The organism is Pseudomonas sp. SDT291_1_S447 (assembly GCF_054070155.1).
The window spans coordinates 1-224 of sequence record NZ_JBSVXS010000426.1 but is presented as its reverse complement, the minus strand read 5'-3'; the positions used below and the strand labels follow the sequence as shown (position 1 = coordinate 224).

The window sequence follows — 224 nt, the reverse complement described above, 5'->3', positions numbered from 1 at the left end:
CCAATGTAGGTCGTCGACAGGGCGCAACTGGCCGGAGGGGTGCCGGGTCTTAGCTCACGGGTCTGGAACCCTTTGCTGCGCAACTGCGTGGTGTAGGTGGCATTGAACCCGGCACGCAAGCCTTCGGCGGGGATCATGCAGATCTCAGGCGCCTGGGCGCCGCTGAAGGCAACCGGCGTGACGGTTTGCTTGATGCTGCAGCCAGCCACGGTTAAGGCGGCCAG

1 pseudogene is annotated in these 224 nt (G+C 64.7%); it reads right to left on the bottom strand.

Annotated features, from left to right (window positions below):
• Positions 1-224: pseudogene (locus ACW9IR_RS30215) on the bottom strand (Sbal_3080 family lipoprotein); the annotation flags it as partial.